31 protein-coding genes are annotated in these 26,613 nt (G+C 62.4%); 18 read left to right on the forward strand and 13 right to left on the reverse strand.

The genetic code is table 11. From position 1 onward, the window contains the following. Positions 1-63: 63 nt before the first annotated feature. From AC0L24_RS08975 to AC0L24_RS08985, 3 genes are all read right to left on the reverse strand, one after another. Positions 64-954, reverse strand: a complete 891-nt coding sequence (locus tag AC0L24_RS08975) for an arginase family protein (protein WP_473563655.1) — start codon at positions 952-954, stop codon at positions 64-66. 172 nt (positions 955-1,126) lie between these two features. Continuing rightward, positions 1,127-3,019, reverse strand: a complete 1,893-nt coding sequence (locus AC0L24_RS08980) for a L,D-transpeptidase family protein (RefSeq protein WP_473563656.1) — start codon at positions 3,017-3,019, stop codon at positions 1,127-1,129. Between the two features lie 209 nt (positions 3,020-3,228). Beyond that, positions 3,229-3,975 carry a 3-oxoacyl-ACP reductase family protein gene (locus AC0L24_RS08985; protein ID WP_473563657.1) on the reverse strand — a complete coding sequence of 249 codons (747 nt, stop codon included), beginning with the start codon at positions 3,973-3,975 and terminating at the stop codon, positions 3,229-3,231. 98 nt (positions 3,976-4,073) lie between these two features. Here AC0L24_RS08985 and AC0L24_RS08990 point away from each other — a divergent pair, with 98 nt between their 5' ends. Together AC0L24_RS08990 and AC0L24_RS08995 are read left to right on the forward strand one after the other, a co-directional pair. Then, positions 4,074-4,688 (forward strand): TetR/AcrR family transcriptional regulator, encoded by a 615-nt coding sequence (locus tag AC0L24_RS08990; RefSeq protein WP_292654473.1) that lies wholly within the window; start codon positions 4,074-4,076, stop codon positions 4,686-4,688. A 55-nt stretch (positions 4,689-4,743) separates the two neighbouring features. Continuing rightward, positions 4,744-5,139, forward strand: coding sequence for a rhodanese-like domain-containing protein (locus AC0L24_RS08995; RefSeq protein ID WP_292635023.1), 396 nt, complete (start codon positions 4,744-4,746; stop codon positions 5,137-5,139). 13 nt (positions 5,140-5,152) lie between these two features. Here the strand turns inward: AC0L24_RS08995 and AC0L24_RS09000 are convergent, their stop codons facing one another. Next, the gene (locus AC0L24_RS09000) at positions 5,153-6,061 is read right to left on the reverse strand and encodes an alpha/beta hydrolase (RefSeq protein WP_127270854.1); all 909 of its coding nucleotides are present in this window, start codon (positions 6,059-6,061) and stop codon (positions 5,153-5,155) included. A 47-nt stretch (positions 6,062-6,108) separates the two neighbouring features. Here AC0L24_RS09000 and AC0L24_RS09005 point away from each other — a divergent pair, with 47 nt between their 5' ends. Then, positions 6,109-6,561 (forward strand): MarR family winged helix-turn-helix transcriptional regulator, encoded by a 453-nt coding sequence (locus AC0L24_RS09005; protein ID WP_023813960.1) that lies wholly within the window; start codon positions 6,109-6,111, stop codon positions 6,559-6,561. A gap of 18 nt (positions 6,562-6,579) precedes the next feature. Here AC0L24_RS09005 and AC0L24_RS09010 read toward each other — a convergent pair whose 3' ends face one another. Beyond that, a complete protein-coding gene (locus tag AC0L24_RS09010) occupies positions 6,580-7,191 on the reverse strand; it encodes a pyridoxamine 5'-phosphate oxidase family protein (protein WP_128289165.1) in 612 nt (203 codons plus the stop codon). A 73-nt stretch (positions 7,192-7,264) separates the two neighbouring features. Next, a complete protein-coding gene (locus tag AC0L24_RS09015; protein WP_127810416.1) occupies positions 7,265-7,618 on the reverse strand; it encodes a gamma-butyrobetaine hydroxylase family protein in 354 nt (117 codons plus the stop codon). A 199-nt stretch (positions 7,619-7,817) separates the two neighbouring features. Between AC0L24_RS09015 and moaA the strand changes: the two genes are divergently transcribed. The 12 genes from moaA to AC0L24_RS09075 all read left to right on the forward strand — a co-directional run bounded on the left by moaA (position 7,818) and on the right by AC0L24_RS09075 (position 17,094). Further along, a complete protein-coding gene (gene moaA, locus AC0L24_RS09020) occupies positions 7,818-8,813 on the forward strand; it encodes a GTP 3',8-cyclase MoaA (protein ID WP_473563658.1) in 996 nt (331 codons plus the stop codon). Positions 8,814-8,901: 88 nt separating this feature from the next. Then, positions 8,902-9,033 (forward strand): hypothetical protein, encoded by a 132-nt coding sequence (locus AC0L24_RS09025; protein ID WP_473563659.1) that lies wholly within the window; start codon positions 8,902-8,904, stop codon positions 9,031-9,033. 417 nt (positions 9,034-9,450) lie between these two features. Then, entirely contained in the window at positions 9,451-9,810 is a 360-nt protein-coding gene (locus AC0L24_RS09030) for a hypothetical protein (protein ID WP_128289163.1), read from the forward strand. A 225-nt stretch (positions 9,811-10,035) separates the two neighbouring features. Then, on the forward strand, positions 10,036-10,956 hold the full coding sequence (locus AC0L24_RS09035; protein WP_128289162.1) for a DMT family transporter: 921 nt from the start codon (positions 10,036-10,038) through the stop codon (positions 10,954-10,956). 55 nt (positions 10,957-11,011) lie between these two features. Further along, positions 11,012-11,638 carry a molybdenum cofactor guanylyltransferase MobA gene (mobA, locus tag AC0L24_RS09040; protein ID WP_127408648.1) on the forward strand — a complete coding sequence of 209 codons (627 nt, stop codon included), beginning with the start codon at positions 11,012-11,014 and terminating at the stop codon, positions 11,636-11,638. Continuing rightward, positions 11,635-12,144 (forward strand): molybdopterin-guanine dinucleotide biosynthesis protein B, encoded by a 510-nt coding sequence (mobB, locus tag AC0L24_RS09045; protein ID WP_127269775.1) that lies wholly within the window; start codon positions 11,635-11,637, stop codon positions 12,142-12,144. Before mobA ends, mobB begins: the two co-directional genes overlap by 4 nt. A 157-nt stretch (positions 12,145-12,301) precedes the next feature. Continuing rightward, a complete protein-coding gene (locus AC0L24_RS09050) occupies positions 12,302-13,087 on the forward strand; it encodes an ABC transporter substrate-binding protein (protein WP_128289160.1) in 786 nt (261 codons plus the stop codon). Positions 13,088-13,163: 76 nt separating this feature from the next. Continuing rightward, positions 13,164-13,883 (forward strand): ABC transporter permease, encoded by a 720-nt coding sequence (locus AC0L24_RS09055; RefSeq protein ID WP_127270845.1) that lies wholly within the window; start codon positions 13,164-13,166, stop codon positions 13,881-13,883. Beyond that, positions 13,880-14,701, forward strand: a complete 822-nt coding sequence (locus tag AC0L24_RS09060; protein ID WP_127810422.1) for an ABC transporter permease — start codon at positions 13,880-13,882, stop codon at positions 14,699-14,701. Before AC0L24_RS09055 ends, AC0L24_RS09060 begins: the two co-directional genes overlap by 4 nt. 108 nt (positions 14,702-14,809) lie before the next feature. Beyond that, positions 14,810-15,679 carry an NAD(P)-dependent oxidoreductase gene (locus AC0L24_RS09065; RefSeq protein ID WP_127397788.1) on the forward strand — a complete coding sequence of 290 codons (870 nt, stop codon included), beginning with the start codon at positions 14,810-14,812 and terminating at the stop codon, positions 15,677-15,679. A gap of 9 nt (positions 15,680-15,688) precedes the next feature. Continuing rightward, entirely contained in the window at positions 15,689-16,393 is a 705-nt protein-coding gene (locus tag AC0L24_RS09070; protein WP_127397787.1) for a DNA alkylation repair protein, read from the forward strand. Between the two features lie 131 nt (positions 16,394-16,524). Next, positions 16,525-17,094, forward strand: coding sequence for a DUF3299 domain-containing protein (locus tag AC0L24_RS09075; protein WP_127397786.1), 570 nt, complete (start codon positions 16,525-16,527; stop codon positions 17,092-17,094). Between the two features lie 20 nt (positions 17,095-17,114). Here the strand turns inward: AC0L24_RS09075 and AC0L24_RS09080 are convergent, their stop codons facing one another. The 4 genes from AC0L24_RS09080 to AC0L24_RS09095 form a co-directional block, all read right to left on the reverse strand. Further along, a complete protein-coding gene (locus AC0L24_RS09080) occupies positions 17,115-17,606 on the reverse strand; it encodes an Lrp/AsnC family transcriptional regulator (protein WP_006205209.1) in 492 nt (163 codons plus the stop codon). Positions 17,607-17,715: 109 nt separating this feature from the next. After that, positions 17,716-18,396 (reverse strand): uracil-DNA glycosylase family protein, encoded by a 681-nt coding sequence (locus AC0L24_RS09085; RefSeq protein ID WP_127810425.1) that lies wholly within the window; start codon positions 18,394-18,396, stop codon positions 17,716-17,718. Next, positions 18,336-18,947, reverse strand: coding sequence for a glutathione S-transferase (locus AC0L24_RS09090; protein WP_473563660.1), 612 nt, complete (start codon positions 18,945-18,947; stop codon positions 18,336-18,338). The genes AC0L24_RS09085 and AC0L24_RS09090 overlap by 61 nt, the downstream gene beginning before the upstream one ends. 43 nt (positions 18,948-18,990) lie before the next feature. Then, the gene (locus AC0L24_RS09095) at positions 18,991-19,611 is read right to left on the reverse strand and encodes a thermonuclease family protein (protein ID WP_127810427.1); all 621 of its coding nucleotides are present in this window, start codon (positions 19,609-19,611) and stop codon (positions 18,991-18,993) included. A 75-nt stretch (positions 19,612-19,686) separates the two neighbouring features. On the opposite strand from AC0L24_RS09095, the gene AC0L24_RS09100 reads away from it, so the two are divergent. After that, positions 19,687-21,207 carry a sensor histidine kinase gene (locus tag AC0L24_RS09100; protein WP_127810428.1) on the forward strand — a complete coding sequence of 507 codons (1,521 nt, stop codon included), beginning with the start codon at positions 19,687-19,689 and terminating at the stop codon, positions 21,205-21,207. A 12-nt stretch (positions 21,208-21,219) separates the two neighbouring features. Here the strand turns inward: AC0L24_RS09100 and AC0L24_RS09105 are convergent, their stop codons facing one another. Next, positions 21,220-22,218: a nicotinate-nucleotide--dimethylbenzimidazole phosphoribosyltransferase gene (locus AC0L24_RS09105; protein ID WP_127397489.1), complete on the reverse strand. Its 999-nt coding sequence runs from the start codon at positions 22,216-22,218 to the stop codon at positions 21,220-21,222. A gap of 197 nt (positions 22,219-22,415) precedes the next feature. Between AC0L24_RS09105 and AC0L24_RS09110 the strand changes: the two genes are divergently transcribed. Both AC0L24_RS09110 and AC0L24_RS09115 read left to right on the forward strand, forming a co-directional pair. Further along, on the forward strand, positions 22,416-22,649 hold the full coding sequence (locus AC0L24_RS09110; RefSeq protein ID WP_027036625.1) for a DUF1289 domain-containing protein: 234 nt from the start codon (positions 22,416-22,418) through the stop codon (positions 22,647-22,649). 7 nt (positions 22,650-22,656) lie between these two features. Beyond that, positions 22,657-23,361 (forward strand): TIGR02281 family clan AA aspartic protease, encoded by a 705-nt coding sequence (locus AC0L24_RS09115; protein ID WP_127270820.1) that lies wholly within the window; start codon positions 22,657-22,659, stop codon positions 23,359-23,361. 10 nt (positions 23,362-23,371) lie between these two features. On the opposite strand, the gene dusA is transcribed toward AC0L24_RS09115, so the two are convergent. Both dusA and AC0L24_RS09125 read right to left on the reverse strand, forming a co-directional pair. Then, positions 23,372-24,370 (reverse strand): tRNA dihydrouridine(20/20a) synthase DusA, encoded by a 999-nt coding sequence (gene dusA, locus AC0L24_RS09120; protein WP_127810429.1) that lies wholly within the window; start codon positions 24,368-24,370, stop codon positions 23,372-23,374. 1,390 nt (positions 24,371-25,760) lie between these two features. Beyond that, the gene (locus AC0L24_RS09125; protein ID WP_164895707.1) at positions 25,761-26,576 is read right to left on the reverse strand and encodes a substrate-binding periplasmic protein; all 816 of its coding nucleotides are present in this window, start codon (positions 26,574-26,576) and stop codon (positions 25,761-25,763) included. Between the last annotated feature and the right edge of the window lie 37 nt (positions 26,577-26,613).

Genomic DNA, 26,613 nt, shown 5'->3' on the forward strand with positions numbered 1-26,613 from the left:
CGGAGCCACGCCGATCGGCTCATGCGGAGCCTTGAAACAGATTCCGCCGCAATATGAAGGCAGTCATGGCGCTGCTGTTCCGAGCGCAGCGGCCAGTACGTCGGCGAGGCCGCGTCCGGCGCTGCCGTCCTCATCAAGGCGCGGATTGTAGATGGTGATCTCGAGGCCCACTGCCTTGCCGCTCGCCAAGGCAAGCCGGAGCGCGGCCGTTAACTCGTCCCACGACAACCCGCCTGGCACGCGAAAATCGACAGCCGGCATGATGACGTCGTCGAGACAGTCGGCGTCGAGATGGATGAAGAAGCCGTCCAATTCCGCTCTCGTCAGGTGATCGACCGCTTCGCGTGCGGCGGCCTCGATGCCCGTGGCGCGCACAGCGGGAAGGTCAAGCACCTTGAGCTCCTCGGGGAGCGGCTGGCTTGCGTACTCCTCCTGATCCTTGTGATCGCGATACGCGAAGGCGACAGCGTCTTCAGGGCGGACCAGAGGAGCGCGACCTTCGATGTCGGTCAGGAGCGACGGACCGTAGCCGGTGACGAAGGCGAGGTCCATCGAGGCACCCTCACCATTGGGTTCCGCCTCTGGCTGGAAGAAATCGGCGTTGCCGTCAATGAAGAGCAAGCCGTAGCGGCCGCGCCGTCGAAACGCGAGCGCCGAGCCCAGCACAATCGTGCAATCGCCGCCCAGCACCACTGGAAACCCGCCTGCGTCAAGCACCGCTTCCACGGCGTCGGCGAGCTTGGGCGACCACTGCGCAATTGCCCTGGCGTTCAGGGTGCCGGTCTCGGGATCGGGCGTCGGGTCCTTCGGAGGCACAGCCAGCCGCCCGGCGCGGCGCGCCTGGATGCGCTCCGCAAGGCCAAGGTCCAGGAGCCGGCCAGGCAAGCGCTCCACACCGTCGGTCGCCAGGCCCAGCGTGGAGGGGGCTTCGAGAATCGCATAGTGGCTCGACACAGGCGCCTCCGCTTCGAGCGCTCAACATCGTTCGTCCCTGCGGAAACAGGATCACAGTTGCGTTTTGAGCTTGTTCGATAACGGTAGCCGCCGCTCCTCGTTCCCTCTCGGCCGCCTTTCCGCTTTCGGTCATGCCGTATTTATGAGTTAACGGCCTACCGAAAGCCCTGGATCAACTCGAAGGCGAGCGAACCGCCTCCGTGGCGTCCAGAGCCTGCTTCAGGCGCGAGTCGCGGTCGTAGACGTCGCCGAAATATTCGACCTTGCCGGACAGATCAGGCCAGGCGGTGAAATAGGCGACATAGACCGGGATCGTGCGTGTCACATTCTCGGTCGAGTGGCCGTGCTTCAGCTTCTCGGCGATATAGTCCACGGAGGTGCCAAGCACCGCCGCCGCCATGCCGCGCGGGTCCTGCAGCCGCACGCAGCCATGGCTGAGCGCGCGCATATCTCGCTGGAAGAATGATTTCTGCGGCGTGTCGTGCATGTAGATCGCGTGCTTGTTGGGGAACAGGATCTTCAACTCGCCCAGCGCGTTGGCCTCGCTCGGCTGCTGGCGCACGCTGTAGGGGATGTTCGCGCCATAGGCGCCCCAGTTGACCGCCGACGAAGGAATGCGCTTGCCGCGCGAATCCGTCACCTCATAGCCGGACCGGTCGAGATAGCCCGGATCGTTGCGCAATCTCGGCAGCATCTCGTTGACGATGATCGATTGCGGCACGCCCCAATAGGGATGGAAATCGACCTGCTTGATCTGGTCGTAGAAGAAGGAGGTCTGGTTGGTGGTCCGGCCAACGACGACACGCGTCTTGAGCTTTTCCTCGCCATTGTCGATGTAGCTCGCGGTGAAGGCCGGCTGGTTGATGAAGACGCGCGGGCTGCCAAGATCGGAGGGCAGCCAGCGCAGTTCCTCCAGCGCCACTTCCACCTTCAGCAGCTTGTCGGCCTTGGATGTTCCGGCCAGCGTCGCGACGGTGCGCGGCCCGATGACGCCGTCGCCCTTCATGCCTGCCTTTTGCTGCACGGCCTTGATGACCGGGACCAGTTCCGGATCATAGACTTCGCTGGTGGCCAGCCTGGACAGGATCTCGCCATAGGCGCCGCCCATCTCGTCATCGAGATTGCGCGCGATCAAGGTCAGCAGCTTCGGCAGTTCGGGGCTGGTTTCGCCCGGCTTCAGCAACAGTTTGGGGTCGACGACGATTTCGTTTTCCGCACTGGCCTGCAGCGCTTCCAGTTCGACGCGCAGCGCCTGGTATTCCGCATTCTGCGGATGCCGCGATTCGAGATAGGTGCGCACTTGCTGGGTATGCGCCAGCGTCCTCAGCACGCCTTGCAAGTCGAGCGGCTTGGCCGGGAAATCATAGTAGCCGGTCATGCGGTTGGGATCGACGCGGCCGTTCTGGGCGTCATGGGCATAGCGCAGCACACGCGCGGAAAGCGCCATCTCGAAACGGACGAGTTCTTTCAGTTGCGCATTGGCGTCAGTCGTCGATGCGCCGGCAGCGGGCACTTCGACCGTATAGTCGGCGGGCGTGAGGCCATAGCTTGAAGCCTCGCCAAGCACCCGAACCGCATCCTGCGCGCGGCTGTTGAGGCTGGTTCCGCTTATCCAGATGAAATCCGGATTGGCCGAGTAATACGCGATCAGCGCCTTGGCGATGTCGGGCTCGGCTAAGAGTTCGTAGTCAGCCAAGCTGGCAACCGCTTCACGAAACGCAGCGCCCGTTGCCGCCGGCACGAAAGCCGCATCCTGTGGCGCCGCCGGCTCTGGCGTCGGGGCCAGCGCCGAGAAGTCGACGCGAACCAGCCGGTCCGCCTTGTAGGTGTAATAGGATGGGCTGCTGATTCTCGCGCCGCCACCGCCACCGCTGGCCGGAGCCTTCGGCTTTGGTTTGTGCTTCGGTGGCGGGGGCGGAAACTCGCCTTTCGGCGCATGCTTTACGCCGCCGCCGAAAAGCATGTCGAACAGCCCCTGCGCGCCTGCCTGGGGTACACCGAAAGCCAGCGTTGCCGCGATCGCCACCAGCGGCATCACGGTTGCTTTGTTTCCGAGGAATTTCATGAATCACCCGCTCCGGCCGCAACCGGTTCCCGTTCCGCACGCTAGATCGTCCCGCTCACCGCATGGCGGATGTAAGGCGCGACTATACTGATTCATACCGATTTCGTTAAGCTTTCATAAATTTTGGAAAGCATGTTGCAGAACGGTTTCACAAGATCGTGACGGCTGGAGCGGAGGGTTGTTCCGCCCCAGCCGGAAATCTCTCGGGATCAGGCGTTGGCGCCGCCATCGATGGTCAGGGCAGCGCCGGTGACGAAGCGGCCTTCAGGGCCTGCAAGCCAGGCGACCATACCGGCAATGTCATCGGCCTTGCCGAAACGCGGTGTTGCCATTTTCCGGCGCTGATGCTCGGCATGCGGGCCGTCGGCCGGGTTCATGTCGGTGTCGGTCGAACCGGGATGGACGACGTTGGCGGTGATGCCGCGCGGGCCGAGGTCACGCGCCAGCGCCTTGGTCAGGCCGACCAGCGCCGCCTTGCTGGCCGAATAGGCCGTGAGGCTGCCGTCGGTCGCCCTCTCGGCAAGGTTGCTGCCGATCGAGATGATGCTGCCGCCCTCACCCATATGCACGGCCGCCGCCTTCGAGGCGATGAATGGAGCCCGGAGGTTGACCTCCATAGTCTCGTCGAAATCTGCGAGCGACAGCGTGTCGATGGGGGCGGCCCGCCAGATGCCGGCGCTGTTGACCAGGATGTCGAGCCGGCCGAAGGCGGTCACTGCGTCATCGACGGCCTTGTCTATGGCCACCGCATCGCGGTTGTCGGCCTTGATCGCGATGGCGCGGCCGCCCTTGGCCTCGATTTCGGCGACAACCGAGCGGGCCTGCTCCTCGCCATGCACATAAGTCAGCGCGACACTGGCGCCGTTGGCCGCGAGCCGTCGCGCAATCGCCGCACCGATGCCGCGACTGCCGCCGGTGACGAGCGCGGCCTTGCCGCCCAGTTGGTTGGATGACATCGATTTCTCCTTTTGTAACGATCGATACATAAATACCTGTCAGCCTTGCCCGTCGGCGTCAACTTAATTATGTATCGATCAACACAGAAAAGAGCATCATGTCGGAACGAGGCCGCCCCCGCACTTTCGATCGAACCGCAGCCCTGCGCCGCGCGATGGAGGTGTTCTGGGCCCGTGGTTACGAAGGCGCATCGATGAGCGAGCTGACCGCCGCCATGGGCATCAACTCGCCCAGCCTCTACGCTGCCTTCGGCAGCAAGGAGGCGCTGTTCCTGGAGGCGACGGATTTTTACTCGCACACCGAGGGTGCCGACATCTGGCTGGCGCTGGAGGAAGCTCCGACCGCGCGGCAGGCGATCGAACAATTTCTGTGCCTGACGGCGAGGGCCTATGCGCAGAGCGATCGTCCGCAGGGCTGCCTGATCACGCTGGGCGCGCTGCATCAGGATTCGAGCCGCGGCGCCATCTGCGACGACCTGCGCCGCCGTCGCGCCGAAAACCACACTGCCCTGCAGAAGCGTCTGGAGCGCGGCGTTGCCGAAGGCGAATTGCCGGCGGATTTCGACTCTAGTGCTGCCGCGACTTTCTTCGCCACGGTCCAGCACGGCATGTCGATCCAGGCGCGCGACGGCGCCTCGCATAATGCCCTGCTGGCGACGGTAGCCGGGGCCATGGCGGCCTGGAGGACGCTGGCCGGCGGCAGCGCGGCGTGACAAACGCCGGCTGGTGTGCTCGAAATCCGCCAGCAAGGCCGGGAGGGATGAGAGCGTGAAAAAGGGTTATCGCGAGCTGCTGGACGAGGCGAACGCCGTGATCGAGGTGGTTTCGCCGGAGGAGGCGGCCGGGCTGATCGACGATGAAGACACCATCTTCGTCGATCTGCGCGATCCACGCGAAGTGGAACGCGACGGCAAGATTCCCGGCGCCAAGCATGTCACGCGCGGCATGCTGGAGTTCTGGATCGACCCCGAAAGCCCTTACCACAAGCCGTTCTTCGCCTCGGGCAAGAACTTCGTGTTCTTCTGCGCCGGCGGCTGGCGCTCGGCGCTGGCCACAAAGACGGCGCAGGACATGGGGCTTTCGCCGGTCAAGCACATCCTTGGCGGCTACACCGCCTGGAAGGCCGCCGGACTGCCGGTCGAAGCCGGCGAGAAGAAGAAATAATCTCGACCGCCGCTCAGTGCAGCAGCAATGGCTCGCGATTCGCCACGAAGCCAACCGCGCGTTCGACCACGCCCTTGTCGGCGAGAATGCGGCGGTGGCCGAGCCCGTCGGCCCAGTAGAGCCGCACATGGCCGCCGGCGCCGGCATAGCGCCTTGCATGATCGGCCGAGACTTCGCGGTCGTCCTGCGCATGGATGACCAGGGTCGGCACCGGCGCCTGGGCAAGTTGGCGGTCGCCGGTGAATTCGTGCAGGGGCCGGCCGGAAAGATGCTCGACCCGGTCCGCCATGGCGGCTTGCGAGCGCGGGCCGACATTGAGCATGCGGCTGAAGTCGGCAAAGATCGCCGGCAGGGAACTTGGCGCCGCGATCAGCACCAGGCGTCCGGCCGCCAGCGGCGGGATGTTCTTGACCGAACCGGCGATGGCGTTGGCGGCGACGGCGCCGCCGAAGGAATGGCCGACCGCCGCCACGAAGGGGCCGAACCATTCGCCGGCAACCCGCACCGCATCCACCGCATTGACCATGTTCAGGCGCCGGCCCTGCGACTGGCCGTGGCCGGGCAGGTCAAGCGAAACGACCCGGTGGCCGGCGGCGCGATAACCTTCGATCAAGGCGCGCATATATTCGGTGCGCGAGCGCCAGCCATGGACGACGAGCACCGTGCCGGCGGCCGCCCTGCCCGGCTCCGGGCGGAACTCGTGCACCATGACGCAGCCGGTCGCGGTCTTCAGCCGGTGATGACGTGCCTCGGTCATGAACCCGGCCGCACGGTCGACAGCACGGCGCTCGCCATCGCTGAGCGCCTTGACATTCGGGGTGCGGCAGAACAATTCGAACGCCGCGCGTCCGCTAAGCCGCGGCGCGACACGCTCTGCCGCACCGAACACGCCCCGGATGACCTTCAGCCCGAATGATGCCATAGTGAAAATCCATCCATACGTTCAAGCATGAACATAATAGTTCAAAGATGAACAATAAACAAGAGCTGCCTTGGGATAACCCGCGTTTCCGCAACTGGGTCGCGGTGGCGCGCGCCTGCCATGTGCTGGAGCGCACGCTGGCGGTGAAGCTTGCGCCGCTCGATTTGAAACCGGCGCAGCTCGACGTGCTGATGAACCTCTATCGCCACCCCGGCATGTCGCAGCACGATCTTGCCCGCAAGCTGCTCGTCGGCCGTTCCAACATCACCATGCTTTTGCCGCAGCTGGAAGCGCGTGGCCTGCTGCGCCGCGAAGGCGACGAGAAGGACAAGCGCATCCTGCGGCTTGCCCTCACCGAGGCTGGCGAGGCGCTGTTGATGCAGGCGCTGAAAGTGCATATGGCGCTGATCGAGAAGGCGATGAGCCAGTCGACGCCGGAGCAATGCGACATGATCGGCGAGCAGATGCGCAAGATCTATGATGTGCTGAAAGAGGCGTGACGGCCTTTCAGCCCGGACCTACCACATCGTCTTCTTCGCCCGTTCCGGCCATTCCTTGTCGTAGGTCTCGCCGTCGATGTTCCTGCGGCTGGTGATTTCCAGGATCTGTCCGGGCGTCGGCAGCGACTTCGGGTCGACGTGCCTTGCTGCGTTCCAGAGCTCGGAGCGGACGATGGCCCGGGCGCATTGGAAATAGACCGAGTCGATATCGATAACGGTCACCGATCGAGCCGCCTTGCCTTCCACCGTGAATGACGCGCACAGCGCTGTATCCGTTGTAACATGAGCGCGGCCATTGATGCGCAGCGTCGTGCCCGAACCAGGTACCAGGAACAGCAGCCCAACACGTGGGTCGCGGATAATGTTTTTCAGCGAATCGGCGCGGTTGTTGCCGCGACGGTCCGGCATCATCAGGGTTTTCGGATCATGGATGCGCACAAAGCCGGCGAGATCGCCGCGCGGCGAGCAATCAAGCCCCTCCGGCCCGCTGGTCGCCAGCGCGACAAAGGGCGAGGCTTCGATAAAGGCGGCATATTCGGGAATGATTTGGTCGAGTTCCTTGACCAGCGAGGCCTCGCCTGGAACCCCATAGAGCGCCTCGAGCTGCTCGACCGTGGTGATGACGGACATGTTTTCGCCTCCGAACCTTTGCCGGCGCTACGCCATCTCGATGACGTTTTGACGACAGCGAGGGGAATCAATTTTAGCGGTCCCGGCTCAGGCCCTTTTCCGCAAGCTCCGCGAGATAGGCTTCCCAGCGCGCATCCTTCTCGTGGCCGAGCGCATGCAGGTAATTCCAGGTGAAGATGCCGGTGTCGTGGAAATCGTCGAAGGTGATGCGCACGGCGTAGTTGCCGACCGGCTCGATCTTGAGGATTGCCACATTGCGCTTGCCGGGGACCGTCACCCGCTGATCCGGCGAATGGCCCTGCACTTCGGCCGATGGCGAGGCGACGCGCAGCAGTTCCGCCGGTAATTCGAATGGATGGTGGTCGGGAAAGGTGACGGACAGAAGTTTGCGGTCCTTGGAGACCCTGAGCTCTTTCGGTGCGGTCATGCTGTTCGATCCCGTCTCATCCGCCCTTCCCTACGCCGCTTCGCCAAACGGGAAAAGGCCTGATGAGACCGACCGACATGCGATGTCGGCTGAGAGATGTTACCAAAGATCGAGAGGCGCTATCTTGAATGGCAGGCCGGATCGTATCACATAGCGGTATATAACGAAGCCGTTCACGGCCACAGGAAGCGCTTGAAGCATGGACATGATTGATCCTTTCGGCCGCACGATCAGCTATCTCCGCGTGTCGGTCACCGACCGCTGCGATTTCCGCTGCACCTATTGCATGGCCGAGGACATGGCCTTCCTGCCGAAGAAGGACCTGCTGTCGCTGGAAGAGCTCGACCGGCTGTGCACGGTTTTCATCGAAAAGGGCGTCAGGCGATTGCGCCTGACCGGCGGTGAGCCGCTGGTGCGCAAGAACATCATGCATCTGGTGCGCCAGCTCTCGCGGCATCTCGCCAGCGGCGCGCTGGAAGAGCTGACGCTGACCACCAACGGCTCGCAGCTGTCGCGCTTTGCCGCCGAACTCGCCGATTGCGGCGTCAAGCGCATCAACGTGTCGCTCGATACGCTCGATGCCGACAAGTTCCACAAGATCACCCGCTGGGGCCATCTCGACAAGGTCATGCAAGGCATCGATGCCGCGCAGGCCGCGGGGCTGAAGGTCAAGCTCAACGCGGTGGCATTGAAGGATTTCAACGACGCCGAGCTGCCCGAGATGATGCGCTGGGCGCATGGCCGCGGCATGGACCTGACGGTCATCGAAACCATGCCGATGGGCGAGATCGATGCAGACCGCACCGACCAGTATCTGCCGCTGTCGCTGCTGCGCGCGTCGCTGGAACGCCAGTTCACGCTGACCGACATTCCCTTCAAGACCGGCGGCCCGGCCCGCTATGTCCAGGTCGCAGAGACTGCCGGACGGCTCGGCTTCATCACGCCGATGACGCATAATTTCTGCGAAAGCTGCAACCGCGTCCGGCTGACCTGCACCGGCACCCTCTATATGTGCCTGGGCCAGGAAGATGCCGCCGACCTGCGCGCGCCCTTGCGCGCCTCCGAAGGCAACGAGCTGGTCGCCGATGCAATAGACGAAGCCATCGGCCGCAAGCCCAAGGGCCACGACTTCATCATCGACCGCCGCACCAGCCGCCCATCGGTGTCACGCCATATGAGCGTCACCGGCGGCTGATCTTTTCGTGAAATTCATGCAAGATCGCTTCGGATCATGACTCGAGGCGAGCATGCGGCTGCACTCTTCATTCCTGGCGATTGCGACAATGGCAGCAAGCAGTGCGGTCGCCGCGCCGTTCACTTATGTGAACGAGCGCTTCGGCACCGTCTGCACCTTTCCCGACGAGATCTTCACCGCCAGCCGGAGCCCGATAATGGCGACGGACAGCAATGGCTGAGCGCCGATGGCGCCAGCCTGATCTGCTCCGGCATCCTCAACATAGACAACGATACGCCGAAGGGCTTTGTGGCGGCCGAGAAGGCCAGCGATGAAGCCGGCTACAAGGTGACCTATGGCAAGGCCGGCAGCGATTGGGCGGTGCTGTCGGGCGTTAAGGATGGAAAGATGTTTTACGAGCGACGTCTGTTTGGGAGAGACGGTATCATCCGCACGGTCTGGGTCGACTACCCTCCGGCCCTGAAGTCGAAATACGACCCGCTGGTCGGCGCCATTGCCGGCAGTCTCAAGGGCCATGAAAGTTTCGGACCACGCCCCAGAAAAAGTCTTGTTCGCGAACCGCAGCCGGATTTACGGCTAGCTTGTTCCAGCCTAGCCTTCCCTGGAAGCGGATCTTCGCTCACAGGGGGAATACACCATGCGCAAACTCGTTCTTTCTCTAGCCTTGCTTGGTCTCGCGGCCGTGCCCGCTGCGGCACAGTCGATCGGCGGCACTTATGCGGTCGCCGGCACCAACTTCGACGGCTCTGCCTATGGCGGCGAGGCAACCATCACGCTGACCAGCGGGACGACCTGCGCGATCCATTGGGAAACCGGTGGCTCATCTTCCGACGGCATCTGCATGCGCAACGATGATGCCTTCTCGGCCGGCTATGTCATGGGCAAGGATATCGGCCTCGTCGTCTACAAGATGACGGACGACGGCTCGTTGCATGGTCTGTGGACCATCGCCGGCAAGGAAGGCAATGGCACCGAGGTGCTGACGCCGAAGAAGTAAGTTCTGCCGCCATTGCAGGTGATCTTCTGAGCCACAAACAAGGCTGTGGCCCAGCCCTTTGCTGTTGCTGTTTCACGCCCGGCTGTTACAGGCTTGCTGCCTAAAGCGCGTCGCGTTTGAACGGATTCAGGCGACGCGCTTTAGGTCTTTGTTTCTTATGCGTGTCGTTTCCCCAAAACCGAGGTCACTTTTGGGCGACATGCATTAGCAGAACCGGTAGCCGTCTTGCCCCTGTCACCAAATATTCGCGGCGCGTTGTTCATGATGGTGGCGATGGCCGGCTTCTGCCTCAACGATGCCATCACCAAATACTCGTCACAATCGATGAACATGGCGCAGGTCATGTTGATCCGTGGGGCTTTCGCTTCGCTTTTCGTCGGCTTGCTCGCCTGGCAGCGCGGCGCTCTCGCCCGCCCGGGCTCGATGCTGCAGCCTCTGGTCGCCTTGCGCGTGATCAGCGAGGCCGGCGCAACGGTGAGTTTCCTCGTCGCCCTCGCCCATTTGCCGATCGCCGATGTTTCGGCGGTGCTGCAGGCGCTGCCACTGGCGGTGACGATGGGGGCCGCACTCGTCTTTAGCGAGGCTGTCGGCTGGCGGCGCTGGCTGGCCATCGCCATCGGATTTGCCGGTGTGCTGATTATCGTGCGGCCCGGCTTTGAAGGGTTCAGCATCTACTCGCTGGCGGCGCTGGCCAGCGTCGCCTGTTGTGCGGTGCGCGATCTCGCCACCAAGCAGATTCCCAAGGCCATTCCGACATTGCTGGTGTCGACGGCGACCGCGCTTGCCATGACAATCGTCGGTGCGGCGCTGTTGCCGGCAATGGGCGGCTGGACGCCGATGACGGGGGACAGCACAGCCCTGCTGGCTCTGGCCGCGGTGCTGGTGGTGATCGGCTACCAGTTCATCATCATGGCGATGCGGGCGGGCGACATCTCCTTCATCGCGCCGTTCCGCTATACCGCCCTGATCTGGTCAATCCTGCTTGGCCTTTTCATCTTTGCCGATATCCCCGATCCGCCGATGATCGTCGGCGCCACCATCATCATCGGCTCCGGCCTTTATGCGCTCTACCGCGAGCGTGTGGTCGGCCGGCGAAAGATCGTCGCCGAAAGCACGGGGCCGACAATGGTGCCTGACGGAATCTAGCCAGATCATTGAAGGTTCTTGTGATTTCCGACGGCTGGCGTACAGGCTTCGTGGCATGAAGCGAGACATTGCGGGGATCATCCTGGCCGGTGGCCAGTCGAGACGGATGGGCGGTGGCGACAAGAGCCTGTTGCCGCTTGGCGATGGCTGCCTGCTTGACCAGGTCGTGTCGCGCTTCACCCCGCAAATAGAATCGTTGGCGCTCAGCGCCAATGGCGCCCCTGCGCGATTCCTGCGCTTTGGACTGCCGGTGCTTGCCGACAGCGTGCCCGGCTTTGCCGGGCCGCTCGCCGGAATCCTGACCGGCCTCGAATGGGCCGCGGCCAATACGTCTTGCAAAGCGATCGTCAGTGCTGCCGGCGACACGCCTTTCCTGCCGTTGAACCTTGTCGAGCGCCTGGCAGCGGCCGCCGATCGAAGTCCCAGTTCGATTGCCGTAGCCTGCTCGGCCGGCAAGCGGCACCCGACCTTCGCGCTCTGGCCGCTCGGCTGCCGCGATGCCTTGCGGCACTTTCTGGTCGACGAGGATATCAGGCGGGTTTCGGCTTTCATCGACCGGCACGGTTTTGTCGAGGTGGAATTCCCGGTTCTGCAATCGGCGGGGATCGACCCTTTCTTCAACATCAACGAACCGGACGATCTTGTGTCTGCCGAGCGTCTGTTGCAGAGCATCAAGCCATGAACAGACGCGTCTTCGGCATCACCGGCTGGAAGAATTCCGGCAAGACGACTTTGACCGAAAGGCTGGTCACCGAACTTGTCCGGCGCGGCTGGAAGGTGTCGACGGTGAAACACGCCCATCATGATTTCGACATCGACAAACCGGGTGCCGACAGTTTTCGCCACCGGCAGGCCGGCGCCACCGAAGTCGCGATCGTCTCCGGCGTTCGCTGGGCACTGATGCACGAGCTGCGCGGCGAGGATGAGCCGACATTGGAGACTGTCCTGTCGCGGCTTGCCCCTTGCGACCTGGTGCTGGTCGAGGGCTACAAGCGCGAAGCCCACGACAAGATCGAAACCCGCCGGCTGGATGCGAAGGACCGCACGCCGCTTTCGGCGGAGGATCCCAACATCGTCGCTGTCGCAGCCGATTTTGCGATTGAAGGCGAGCAGCTGCCGGTATTCGATCTCGACGATGCAAAATCGATAGCCGACTTCATCGAGCGCACCACCGGGCTCGTTGCTTGAGCGCTGACGCAACGGCAGAATAGCCTTGCCCATTTTTACGGTTTTGCAGTTGCTTTTTTCTTGGAAAGAGTGGGAGTATCGCGCCAGCGGGCGGTCAAAAGCACCGCCCCACAGAGCCGTTCGGAACGACGGCCGGGACCATAAAGAGAGGACCATCATGCGTATTTCACTGCGTATCGCGCTTGCCGCATCGGCCGCGCTGCTGACGCTCGGCGTCGCCCAGGCCCAGGAAAAGACCCTGAGGATCGGCACCGAAGGCGCCTACCCGCCATTTAACAATTTGACCGCCGACGGACAGCTCGTTGGCTTCGACATCGACATCGCCAAGGCGCTTTGTGACGAGATGAAGGTCAAGTGCACCTTCGTCGCCCAGGATTGGGACGGCATCATTCCAGCCCTCCAGGCCGGCAAGTTCGATGCCATCGTCGCCTCGATGTCGATCACGCCCGAGCGCAAGGAAAAGGTCGACTTCTCGAACAAATACTACAACACGCCGTCGGCGCTCGCGGTGCCGAAAGACTCGACGCTGAAAGGCGTGACCAAGGAAGATCTCGCCGGCAAGACCATCGGCGTCGCCACCACCACCACGCATTTCAACTATGCCTCGAAGACCTACACCGACAGCACCGTCAAGGGTTATCCGAGCAGCCCCGAGGAGCAGGCCGATCTTGCCAATGGGCGTCTCGACGCCATCCAGGACGATATCGTCGTGCTGCAGCAGTTTCTGGATTCGCCTGATGGCGCCTGCTGCAAGATCCTTGGCCAGCCGTCGCCGCAGCCGGTCGAGATATTCGGGCCGGGCGCCGGCATTGCCGTGCGCAAGGGCGAGACCGACCTGGTCAACAAGCTCAATTCGGCAATCGACGCCATCCGCGCCAATGGAAAATACAAGGAAATCAACGACAAGTACTTCAAGTTCGACGTCTACGGCGCCGAGTCCTGATAAAGGTCAAGACGGCGGGAATTTCCCCGCCGTCTTTCTATTCATCTCAGGAATGCCGTGGAGATAAGACCGGTCGATGCCAGCCCAGAGCATATGGACACTTCTCAGTTGGGGACCCGAAGGCTGGCTTGACGATATTGCCTATGGCGCACTGATCACCATTGCGCTTGCGCTTGCCACGCTGCCCATCGGATTGACGATCGGCTTTTTCATCGCCCTCGCCAAGCAGTCCGAAGAACCCTCGCTGCGCCTTGCCGCCAACATCTACACCACGGTCTTTCGCGGCCTGCCGGAACTGGTGACGCTTTTCCTGTTCTTCTTCGGCATGCCGATCCTGCTGCAGCATCTCGTCAGGTATTTCCGGCCGGACACCACCATCGACGTCAACAGCTTCGTCGCCGGCATGATCGTGCTTGCGCTGATCTTCTCGTCCTATGCCAGCGAGGTTTTTCTTTCCGCCTTCCGCGCCATTCCCAAAGGCCAGTATGAAGGCGGCTATGCCATTGGTCTTTCGAACTGGCTGACCATGCGCAAGGTGATCGTGCCGCAGCTGCTGCGCATCGCGTTCCCCGGCCTGGAGAACTGCTGGCTCAGCCTGCTCAAGGACACATCGCTGGTGTCGGTCGTCGGCCTGGCCGAGACGCTGCGTAACGCCAGCATTGCCGCCCGCGTCACCAAGCATGCTTTCCTGTTCTTCGGTGTCGCCTCGCTGGTGTTTCTTGGCCTGGCCGTCCTGTCGTCCTTCGCCACCAGCGCTATTCTGCGCTCGCTTGGCCGGCAGGAGGCGCAGCGATGAGCGCCACGGCCACAATGGTCGAACGTCCGCCGCCACGGGCGCGCGGCTGGCCGCGCAGGCGTATCGCCGGTTACGCGCTGGTCTGCCTATGGATTTTGTTCGGCATTGGCATCGTCAGCTATCTCTTCCTTGCCTGGAATCCCGCTTTCTTCGCCAAATATGCGCCCGCCTATTTGAGCGGGCTTGGGGTTACGCTCGCGCTGGTTTCCATATCGATGGTGCTCGGCGCGATTCTGTCGGTGCCCGTCGCTTATGGGCGCATGTCCAAGAACCGGATCCTGTCCGGCCTCGCCTATTGCTACGTCTATTTCTTCCGCGGCACGCCGCTGCTGGTGCAGACTTATCTCGTCTATTACGGATTGGGCTCGTTCAGGGTCGAGCTCCAGTCGATCGGCCTCTGGGACTTTTTCAAGGACGCGTTCAATTGCGGCGTCTTTGCCTTTGCGCTCAACACCGCCGCCTATCAGGCCGAGATTCTGCGCGGCGCCATCGAGAGCGTGCCAAGAGGGCAATGGGAAGGGGCGGCATCGCTTGGCCTGCACAAACTGCAAACCTTGCGCAAGATCATCCTGCCGCAAGCCTTGATCGTCGCCTTGCGGCCCTATGGCAACGAACTGATCCTGATGGTCAAGGCTTCCGCCATCGTCGCCATCATCACGGTCTATGATCTGATGGGCAATGCCAAGCTCGCCTTCGCCAACTCGTTCGACATCCAGGCCTATATCTGGGTCGCGCTCGTCTATCTGGTGATGGTCGAGATATTGCGTCATGGAGTCGAATGGATCGAGCGCCGGATCACCGTTCACCTGAAACGCTGACTATTTTCAAATTCAGCTGCACCAGTCGATCCTGCCCTGCGCATCTTGACGAATTGCGCGCAGAGCCTAGACGTCTCGCAGCAAATTCCGTTTCTGAAGGGCAAGCTCATGGCATCTGTTGCATTTCTCGGTCTTGGCGTGATGGGCTATCCGATGGCCGGGCACTTGAAGAACAAGGGCGGCCATGACGTCACCGTCTACAACCGCACCAAGGCCAAGGCCGAGCAATGGGTTGGCCGGCATGGCGGTAGCCTTGCGGCGACGCCAGCACAGGCCGCCGAAGGCAAGGATTTTGTCTTCTCCTGTGTCGGCAATGACGACGATTTGCGTTCGGTGACGACCGGTCCGGAAGGCGCCTTCAAATCGATGAAGAAGGGTTCGGTCTTCATCGACAACACCACGGCCTCGGCCGAGGTCGCTCGCGAGCTGGCGGCGGCGGCGCAAGTCGGTGGTTTTTCGTTTCTCGACGCGCCGGTCTCGGGCGGCCAGGCCGGCGCCGAGAACGGCGTGCTGACCGTCATGGTCGGCGGCGAGCAGGACGCTTTCGACAGAGCGAAGCCTGTCATCGACGCTTTTGCCCGCATGGTCGGCTTGATGGGGTCGGCCGGTGCCGGCCAGCTCACCAAGATGATCAACCAGATCACCATCGCCGGTCTCGTCCAGGGCCTGGCCGAAGGCATCCATTTTGGCAAGAAGGCCGGGCTCGACATCGAGAAGGTGATCGAGGTGATTTCCAAGGGCGCCGCGGGCTCCTGGCAGATGGAGAACCGCCACAAGACGATGAACGCCGGCAAATATGATTTCGGCTTCGCCGTCGACTGGATGCGCAAGGATCTCGGCATCTGCCTGGCCGAGGCCGATCGCAATGGCGCCAGACTGCCGGTCACCGCACTCGTCGACCAGTTCTACAAGGATGTGCAGGCGATGGGTGGCAAGCGCTGGGACACGTCCTCGCTGCTCGCCCGTCTCGAGAAATAGGTTTCTGCGGTGGCAGAGCTTTCGCCTCAGTCAAGTGTCGCGGAAATCGTCGCCCATCTGCGCGCTATCGGATCGGAGGAGAACCGCCTCGGCATGTTGCGCTACGGCATCAAGATCGACCGTGCACTTGGTATCACGCACGGCATGCAGCGGCAGATCGCCAGGAAGATCAAACGCAACCACGAGCGCGCCTTCGAGCTATGGGACACCGGCATCATGGAGGCGCAGTTCATCGCCTCCGTCACGGCTGACCCGAAACGGTTTTCTGCTGAAGATGCAAGACGATGGGCGGCTAGTTTCGACTCCTGGGACATCGTCGACGGCGTCTCCGATCTCTTTGTCGATACGGACGCCTGGAAAGAACTGATCGCCGAGTTTGCGGCCGATGAGCGGGAGTTCGTTCGGCGCACGGCCTTCGCCATGATGGCCTGGTCCGTCGTCCACCGGAAGAAGGAGCCAGGGGCGACCTTCCTCTCCTTCCTGCCGATCATCGAAACGCATGCGAACGACAGCCGCAATTTCGTGAAGAAGGCCGTGAACTGGGCGCTTCGGTCGATCGGCAAACGATCGATGGACATGCACGGCGCTGCCCTGGCTGTCGCCGAACGGCTGGCGCAGTCGACCGACAGGACGGCGCGCTGGATCGGCAAGGACGCGGTAAGGGAGCTGTCCAATGCCAAGACGCTGGCGCGGATCGCCGCAAGGAAAGGCTGACGGCGCGGAAACCCGCTTTCCGCATGTCTGGATCTCGCCGACATGTGATGCGGCCGCCGACATGTGATGCGGCGGGAGCGTTGACGTCGCTGACAGCGGCGTCTTTACTGAGCTTCAAAGGTATGCGGCCAATGAGCAATCCTCCCATATCAATCCTGGCGTTCGCAGCGGCATTGTTTGTGTCCGCGGCCACCGATGCCTCGGCCGAGACCGCGCACATATTCTGGAAGGATCTGCGTCCGGCTACGCAATCCGCCGCCGAAAACGTCGGGCTGCCGATGATCGCGGAAAAATTGCCCGACCATGGCGAGACGCTGTCCCTCAACCTGCAGGACAAAAGCATTCAGCTAGCCGGCTACGCATTGCCGGTCGATCGCGATGGCGATCTCGTCTATCAGTTCCTGCTGGTGCCCTGGACGGGTGCGTGCAGCCACATGCCGACGCCCCCGCCCAACCAGATTGTCTTGGTCACGCCGGCCCGTCCCTACAAAATGTCCGAGGCGTATCAGCCTGTCGCGGTCACCGGCGCGCTGAAGCCGGACATGGAGAAGAGCCAGCTGTTCATCCTCGACGGCGTCAGCGTCATCCAGTCTGGCTACAGCGTCCGCAAGGCAGATGTGGTCGCTGTCGGCAGCGTGCCGGACACCGTCACCCTGCCGGTCAATTCTCCCTGGAGTTTCCTCAACAAAAAGAAGAACTAAGCAGGACAACCTGCTGCAGTTCAGGCGGCGTTGGCACCCGATTCCTTGTCCAGCACCATGTAGTCGAGCGGGATTTCGGTCGTGTACTTGATCTGCTCCATGGCGAAGGATGATGAAACGTCACGGATTTCGATCTTGGCGATCAGCCGCTTGTAGAAGGCGTCATAGGCCGCGATGTCGGGCACCACGACGCGCAGGAGATAGTCGACGTCGCCGCTCATGCGGTAGAACTCGACCACCTCGGGAAACTCCTGGATGACTTCCGAGAAACGCCGCAGCCATTCATGGCTATGCGAATTGGTGCGGATCGACACGAAGACGGTGACGCGCACATTGACCTTTTCATGGTCGAGAATGGCAACGCGCCGCTTGATGACGCCCTCCTCCTCGAGCTTCTGGATGCGCCTCCAGCAAGGCGTCGTCGACAGCCCGACTTTCTTGGCGACGTCGGCGACCGCGAGTGTCGCGTCCTCCTGCAAGAGGCGGAGGATTTTTCTATCGAGGCGATCCATATTTTGCTCCCCAGGGGAATAGATTGGCTATACTCCCCCTTATTTCGACCTTTCACAAGAAAGAAATTCTGCCAATTGATGGAAAAGCGAGTGATTTCTTGCTGAAAGATCATCTGAGGCGATAGCGGATTTCCGAACGCAGAAAAGGCAGCAAATCCATTTCAAACCATGGATTCTTCTTCAGCCAGCCGGTGTTGCGCCACGAGGGATGCGGCAGCGGCAGCACTTTGGGACCGACGGAATTCTCCCAGATGGAGCGCCAGTCCATGACCGTTTCCGTCAGTGAGGGCCGGCGCGCCGCACCCATGTGCCAGGACTGCGCATAGATGCCGATCGTCAGCACGAGATCGATCCGTGGCATCGAGGCCATCAATGGCGCGCGCCAGGCCGGCGCGCATTCGCGCCTCGGCGGCAGGTCTCCCCCCTTGGCATCCTGGCCGGGAAAGCAGAAACCCATCGGCACGATGGCGAATTTTTCGATGTCGTAGAATTCGTCGCTCGTCACGCCAAGCCAACTGCGCAAGCGATCGCCGGAGGCGTCGGTGAACGGCATGCCCGACAGATGCACCTTGGTCCCCGGCGCCTGGCTGGCGATCAGGATACGGGCGCTGGACGATGGGCGCAGCACAGGTCGCGGCTCATGCGGCAACGGCTTACCGGCCGGATTTTCCACGCAGATGCGACAGGCGCGGACCTTGGCGACGAGGTTTTCGAGTTCGGCAGTCATTCTCAGGCTGATGCGCTCGGCCGGCTGGAGACGGCCTGATGCCAGCGCAACACATTCGCGCAATCATCCGGCACCTTGATGCGTGCCGGCTTCATGAAGTCCACAGCGATCAGGCCGGTGATGTCGGCGATCGAATAGCTGTCACCGGCGATGAACTCCCGGCTGCCCAGTTCTCCATCCAGCAGCCTAAGGAACGCCACGGCCTTCGGCTTGTTGGCCTCGCCCCATTCCGAGACCTGCGGGATTTCCCATTCCTTCATGGCCGGATGGGTGTGCCGGAAGGCCTGCGTGACGCAGCTGAGCAAATTGAATTCCATCCGCCTCTGCCACATCTCGACCCGCGCCCTGCCGAGTGCGCCACGCCCGAACAGGGCCGGTTCGGGATGCAGTTCCTCGAAATAACGGCAGATGGCGACGGATTCCGTGATGACGGTGCCGTCGTCGAGTTCCAGCACCGGCAGGCGCTGCAAGGGATTGCGCGAGCTGACCGCCTGTTGCCTGTGTTCCAGCGCCCCCATGTCGATGGGCACCTGTGGAACTTCGATGCCTTTCTCGGCCAGGAAAACGCGGACCCGCCTTGGGTTGGGCGCCCGGCCACCGTCGAAGAGTTTCATTCCATCCTCCTGTTCGTTCTCGGTTCGGCTTTCAGGACGCGCATCACCAGAAGCGAAAAATCTCGCGCACGGCATCGCCGATCGACGCCAGTGTGCCGTGCTTCTTCTCGACGACTTCGCCGTGATGGCTGTCTCGCCAATCCTGCGGCTGATCGAACGTTCCCGCCCAGATGCCGGCCTTTCCCGCCCGGGCGACGGCCTCCTCGCTCTCGAAGTCGCCATAGGCAACCGCCCAGCCCGCCTCGACCTGCGCGCGGTTGAGATCCTTGCCGCCGGCGGTGCAGTCGCCGAGCAGCCGGCCATAACGATCACGCTGCCAGCCGGTACAGGAGACGGGCTTGCCGGCGATCAGGCGAACCAGCGACTGGCGCGCAAGCGTGCCGCAGGAATAGTCAGTACCGTTCTTGCGGCAGGTCTGCGTATATTCCGGAGCATCGATGCCGCGCATGCGGATACGCTCAGTGCCTAGCGTGATCGAATCGCCGTCGTTGATGATTGCCAGGCCCTGTGTCTTGCGTGTCTCCACCCGGTCGAGGCGGGCCGCCAGCAGGATCAGCAGTCCGAGGATGATGACGGCAAGCCCGTAATCCACCAGCCGGCGCCACAGGCTTCTGGGGCGCGCAACGTATCTCCGGCGCGGTCTTGGCGACCATGAGCGGCTCATATGGCAAACGGTTGGTTAATCATTCGAACGTAGCTTAACACTTGGAAACCGCTGCTCGCATAAATTGAAGTTTTGATGCCCTTGCAACGCTCGAACACAGCGGACAAGTTCATTGTGGACCGCAGGAAACCTCATCGCAACAGCGATGTGGCGCGCGCGGTGCGCAAGACGCGTGACCGTCTTGCGCAGCAGGCCGGCAATCCCGATTTCGATCGTGAACTGCTGAAGCTCCATGCCCGCGCGATAACCAGCGGCGCCATCGCCATCCCGCTTCTTGTTCTGGCGATCGCGGCGGCCGGCCGGCTGGCCGGAATCGGCAACGAGATCGGGCTCTGGGCGCTGTTCACCCTGACCTGCTACACTATCGTTGCCTTCATGGCGCGGCGCATCGAGCGCACCGAAGCTTCGGAGCTCAACCCTTCGCAAGCAGGACGGGAATTCCTGATCGGCCATTTCCTGTGCGGTCTCGGCTGGGCATGGTTCGTGTGGCTTGGCTGCAGCGTCTGCGAGGTCGATCCGTTCCACATCGTCAAGGCCGTGGTGCTGTTGTTCGCCATGGCGGCGACCGCGGTGATGACCTCGTCTCTGCGCGGGGCGCTGTTGGCGACCTTTGCCGTTCCCGTGGCGCTCTACGCTTATGCCGGCGCCAAGCTATGGATGCCGGTCGAGGCGATCATGGCCGCGCTGCTGGTCGTTTCGCTGCCGTTCTTCGCCTATGTGGCCCGTCATCTCAACCACTCGTCCCTGATGATGCTGTCGTTCCGCTCCGAAAAGGATGCGCTGATCGCTGAGCTGGAGACGGCGAAATCGATGTCGGACGAGGCGCGGCGGCGGGCCGAGGACGCCAATCTGGCAAAATCGCGGTTCCTCGCTTCGATGAGCCACGAATTGCGCACGCCGCTCAACGCCATTCTCGGTTTTTCCGAGGTGATGTCGAACGAGGTGCTGGGACCGATGAGCAATCCCACCTATCGCGACTACGCCCATGACGTGCACGAATCCGGTCAGCATCTGCTCGATCTGATCAACGAGATCCTCGACCTGTCGCGCATCGAGGCCGGCCGGTACCAGCTCAACGAAGAACCGGTGATGCTGCTTGGTATCGTTGAGGACTGCTGTCACATGATGGAGTTGAGGGCGCGCAACAAGGATATCCGGGTCGTCCAGGATTTCGAGCACGAACTGCCGCGCCTTTTCGCTGATGAGCGTGCGGTGCGACAGATCACGCTCAACCTTCTGTCGAATGCGATAAAATTCACCGCTACCGGCGGTGAAATCCGTGTCCGCGTTGGTTGGACGGCGGGCGGCGGACAATACATTTCAATCAAGGACAACGGACCGGGCATACCGGAAGACGAGATCCCGATCGTGCTTTCCGCCTTCGGCCAGGGCTCCATTGCCATCAAGAGCGCCGAGCAAGGCACCGGGCTTGGCCTGCCGATCGTGCAAGGGCTGCTCGCCATGCATGGCGGCGAGTTCGAACTTCATTCCAAGCTGCGCGAAGGGACCGAGGCGATCGCGATCTTCCCGCTCAGCCGGGTGATGGAGGAACTGCCGGCACTGCCGACTGCGGCGGTGGCGGCTCGACGACGGTAATTCGGCAAGACTCTAGCCACGTACCGCAGCTGCCATGCCCGAACTGGTCAGCGCGGCGGCCTTGACCAGCCCCGCAGCAAGGGCGGCCCCTGCCCCTTCGCCATGGCTGATACCCAAATCAAGCAACGGGCGCAGCCCTAGCCGTTGGGCGGCGCGTGCATGCGCGGGTTCCGGCGACAGGCTGGCCAGAAGGCAATGCTCGAGCGCTGTGGGATTGACGCCATGCAGTACCGCTGCGGCTGCCGTCGCCGCCAATCCGTCGAGCAGCACCGGGATCTTCTGCATCCGCGCGGCAAGGATGGCGCCGGCGATCGCCGCGAATTCACGGCCACCGACCCGGCGCAGCGCCTCGAGCGGGTCGCCGAGATGGCCGCCATGAAAAGCCAGCGCCGCATCGACCACGTCGGCTTTGCGTGCCTGCATCGCCGCATCGGCGCCCGACCCCGGGCCGACCCAATCGGCGCCCCTGCCCCCGAACAGTGCCGCAAACAGGGCGGCGGCGACGGTCGAGTTGCCGACGCCGAGATCGCCGAGACACAAAAGGTCAGTGCCGCCGGCGATCGCTTCCATGCCGAAGGCCATGGTGGCGGCACAGCCACGCTCGTCCAGCGCGGCCTCTTCGGTGATGTCGGCGGTCGGGATGTGCAGGGCAAGATCGAAAACCTTCAGCCCGAGATCGTAGGCAATGCAGATCTGGTTGATCGCGGCACCTCCCGCGGCGCAAAGTTCGACCGCGTTGGCGGTCGCCGCGACCGGCCGTGGCGAAATGCCATGGCGCGTGACGCCGTGATTGCCGGCAAAGACCGCCATCAGCGGTCTTGTCACCGCGGGCGGAGCCCGTCCGCTCCAGCCGGCCAACCAGGCGGCGATGTCCTCGATGCGGCCAAGCGAATTGCCTGGTTTATCGGCCTTGGCAAACAGCGTGCGCACGCGGGTCTCGGCTGCCGTGTCGGCCGCCGGCAGGTTGGCCAACAGGTTGCGAAAATCGTCGAAAGGCAGTGCGCTGGTCATCTTGTTATCGATCATTCCCTGGAGTTGGTGAGCGGCATAGCCGCCTTGCGGGGTTGGCACAACCTCCGGGATGATGGGCCTGCATTTGCCGCAAAGCCGGCCCCGAAGGGCGCAATCGCGAGGGCTTGCATTGGCTTTGCCATTGCACCATGTGGAGGTGGAACAAGGGATTCCGGATGGAAGCCCAAGAGAAAGTCATGACGGCCATCGAATCCCCGTGCATCCTGGTCTGTTCGATCGACATGAAAACCGGCTTCTGTTTCGGTTGCGGTCGCACGCGCGAGGAAATCGGCGCCTGGATCGGGATGACGACGGAAACGCGCCGCAGCGTCATGGCGCAATTGCCGGCCCGGCTGGAGACGGTCGAACGCCGGCCGCGCCGGGAAACTCGCCGCACCCGTATGGCGCGCGAACGCGACGCGCTATCGTGAGGTGCGGATGAGCCGGTTGTTCTGGATTTTGATGGCCGCGATCGGGGTGGGAGCAGTCCTGCTCATGCTCAATGATTCCGCCGGCAGCACGCTCGGCGTCGAGAACAACGATTTCAGCCGGCTGATCTGGCTCGGTGCCTTTGGCGCCCTTATCGGCGCCGGCCTGCTTCGCTCGGGCCGACCCCTGGGCGCCATGGCCCGCAATCTCGGCGCCTGGGCGGCGATCGCACTCGCGCTGATCGCCGGCTACCAGTATCGCTATGAGTTGCAGGATGTCGCCAGCCGGGTGACCGCGGGCCTTGTTCCCGGCAGCCCGCTTGCGCTTGGCGTCGAGGACGGCCACGCCACGGTGACGCTCGACAAGGCGGACAACGGCCATTTCGAAGCGCGCATCCTGATCAATGGGAACCCGGTCCGGGCCGTGGTGGATACCGGCGCAACCAGCACCGTGCTGACGTCGCAGGATGCGCAGGCCGCCGGATTCAATCCAGCGGCGCTCAACTACACCATACCGGTTTCGACCGCCAACGGCATGGCACGCGCCGCGGCCGTGAAAACCGATCAGATTGCGATCGGCGGCATCATGCGCAGGGATATGTCGGTGATGATCGCCGCACCCGGCATGCTCAGCCAGAGCCTGCTCGGCATGAACTTCATCGGTTCATTGTCGGGTTTTGACGTGCGCGGCGACCGCATGATCCTCAGGGATTGATCCCCGAAGCTCAAGCCGCTTCGGCTGCTGCGCCACCGAACTCGACGGCCGCGTAAGCCGTCTTCAGCACGTCCGGGCCGGCCCCGGGTTTTGTCGCGTCCGTGGACAGGATCTGCCGGTAGCGGCGCGCACCGGGCAGGCCATGGAACAGTCCGACCATATGGCGGGTGACATGGCCAAGCCGCCCACCCTGCTCGATATGGCGTGCCGCATAGTCCGCCATCGCATCGATCAGCGCGGCGAAATCGAACGGCTCGGACTGGACGCCGTAGAAAGCGGCATCGACGCCGGCCAGAATGCCGGGCGTGTGGTAGGCGGCGCGGCCAAGCATCGCGCCATCGACATGACCGAGATGCTTCTGCGCCTCTTCAATCGACTGAATTCCACCATTTAGACCTATGAATTTGTTATTCTTTTTTGCCTTCAGTCGATAGACTCTGCTGTAATCGAGCGGCGGGATGTCTCGGTTTTCCTTGGGACTCAGCCCTTCCAGCCACGCCTTGCGTGCATGCACCCACAACGCGTCGGCGCCGGCATCGAAAACCCCATCCGCCAGCGCATCCAGGGCCGGCTCCGGATCCTGCTCGTCGACGCCGATACGGCATTTAACGGTCACGGGGATCTTCACCGCCGCTTTCATCGCCGCGATGCAGCCGGCGACGAGGTCCGGCACTTTCATCAGGCAGGCACCGAACGTGCCCGACTGGACGCGGTCTGACGGACAGCCGACATTGAGGTTGATCTCGTCATAGCCAAAGGCCTCGCCAATGCGGGCAGCCTCGGCGAGCTTTTCACGATCCGAGCCGCCGAGCTGCAGCGCGACCGGATGTTCCACCGCATCGAAGCCGATCAGCCGCTCGCGCGCGCCATGGATGACCGCGTCGGCCACCACCATCTCGGTGTAAAGCAGCGCATGGCTTGTCAGCTGGCGGTGGAAGAACCGGCAATGCCGGTCCGTCCAGTCCATCATCGGGGCCACGGCCACTTTATGATCTTGATTTTTCAGCATTTTTTCTTTAACATCAAATCGTTCGAACCTGCCGAGTGCACACGATTTTACGCCAGAATACGACCCTTTTTCGCCACGCTCTCAGTGCACACGGAGCGCACACGAAAAAAAGGCCACCTACACAAAGCTCTCGTCCGGGTCCTGGCGTGTCCAGGTCCGTCGCAAAGGTCGCTACGTCAGCGAGACTTTTCTGCGCCGAGACGACGCCAGGCGCTGGGCAACCGAAACCTAGCGCCAAGTCGATCGCGGTGAGACACCGGCAAAGTCTCGAACAGCGCGCCTGAAAACCTTCGGCGAACTCATCGACCTTCATATCGACGACATGTGCGATGTAGGCAAGTCCCCTCGCCGCTCCAAGGCCGCGGCCCTCGCTTTGCTCCAAAGACATCTCGGCAAGTGCAACATCGCGGCTCTCGATCGCGAGCGGCTCATTCGTTTCGGCCGTGACCGGGCTGCCCAAGGTGCTGGACCGATGACGCTAGGCATCGATATCGGTTTTGTAAAACTCATTCTGGCTCATGCCGCTGCGGTGCACGGCCTGCCCGTCAAGGTCGAACCGGTTGATCTCGCGCGGATGGCCTGAAGAGGCTTGGCCTCGTTGGCAAAGGCAACCAGCGGGATAGGCGGCCGACAAATTGCAGAGCGCTGAAGGCGAGCATGCACGAGATCTATGGGCCGCGAAGGCTCGGCAGGCGTTCGATGCTGAACGGCGTGAAGAGTGGATGGGACGGCGAACTTAGCCACGGTTGGCGCGAGCAACGGCCAGCACGAAGCCCGAACAGCAGACTTCCGCCGGTGCGCCAGCGCCGCAGTCAAGCTTGCGCAATAAGTTTTCGCGCTCTTCGTCACTACCGGCGACAATCTTCTCTCGGAAGGCCGCAAGACTTGCGTTGGCGAAGCTCGTCAAAGCAGGCGCTGCCCTAGGAGCAAACTTCAAATGCCAGATCGTGTTCTCCTCGAAACCTCCCGCGCCCCACAGATGCGATCATGCACACTGCGCGTTGATAGAAGCTCTATAGCCAAGGTGCGAGCCAGCGGCACTGCTCTGCACAGCAGGAACGGGCGTAAAAGCGAGGGAAGCTCCTCGCCTTGGATGAGGTCGGCGAGCTGACAGTCGCCAGTGTCTCGCGCTGAAGCCAATCGACCAGCACTGCCACGTCCCATTCGTCAGGCTGGATCCTGCGGCTCAATCGACATCTGGTCGCCCGGCGAGGCCATGATCCTGCCGGCGTCCGAATTGATGTAGGCATCGGGGGCGACGTAGTCGACGGCAGGCATTTAGCACACGCTCGGATCGCAGCCGCGCAGCAAACGTCCAGGCCGCCCGCCTCGCTCGGTTTTCTTCCTAAAAACGGGAGGCACAGGCGGAGCGGCCATTCATACCAGCGGCTTACTCGATGACGCGGGCGTCACCGACATCTGCGGCTGACGGATCCAGCCCGTAAGCCTTGAGCGCTTCCGCGATCGCGCCATCCTTGCGGTAAGCTTCTAGGGACGTGTCAACGGCCTTCGCAAGATCCTCGTTGCTCTTGTCCAGCAGGAAGGCGGTCTGCGACGGGTTCATGGTCGCATCGATGCGCGGATCTTGTTTCAGCGCATTTACCTTATAATTCTGTCCTTCGTTCTGAATGACAGCGGAGCCGAAGCCGTCGAGCGCCGCCTCAATACGACCGGCATGAAGGTCCTGCGCGAGGTTCAGCGACGACGGATAGGTCTTGGAGCCTTCGTAAAGCTTCTCCATGTCCTGGACCCATAAATATCCTTCAACGGTGCCGACCTTCTTGCCCAGCAGACCATCGACAGTATCAATGCCGTTGGTCGAGGTGACGGACAGTTGGTCGAGATAGACCGGCGTAGACAGAGCGACGACCTTGGCGCGGGCGGCGGTACGATAGAAGCCGCCAAGCGCGATGTCCGCGCGCCGCGACTGAACTGCGGAAACCGCGCCTGGATATGTGAAGATCTCATAAGCGATCTCCAGGCAGTTCTCCTTGGCAAAACGCTTCACGAGATCGCCGTCGATACCCGCGATGCCGCTGTCTTTTTCGAGCGAATACGGAGCGGTGTTGGTAAGCGCGACTGTGAGTTTGCCCGCTGACACGGTTTCGAAAACGTGCTGCGGCTTGCAATCCTGTGCGGACGCGACGCTGGCACCCAAGGCCGTAGCAATGGCCGCGGCCGAGATAATCTTACTCCAATTTTTCACTGTGCTCTCCTCTGACATTGATGGTTTTTGATTGCAG

The sequence above is a fragment of the Mesorhizobium sp. WSM4809 genome, assembly GCF_055811655.1.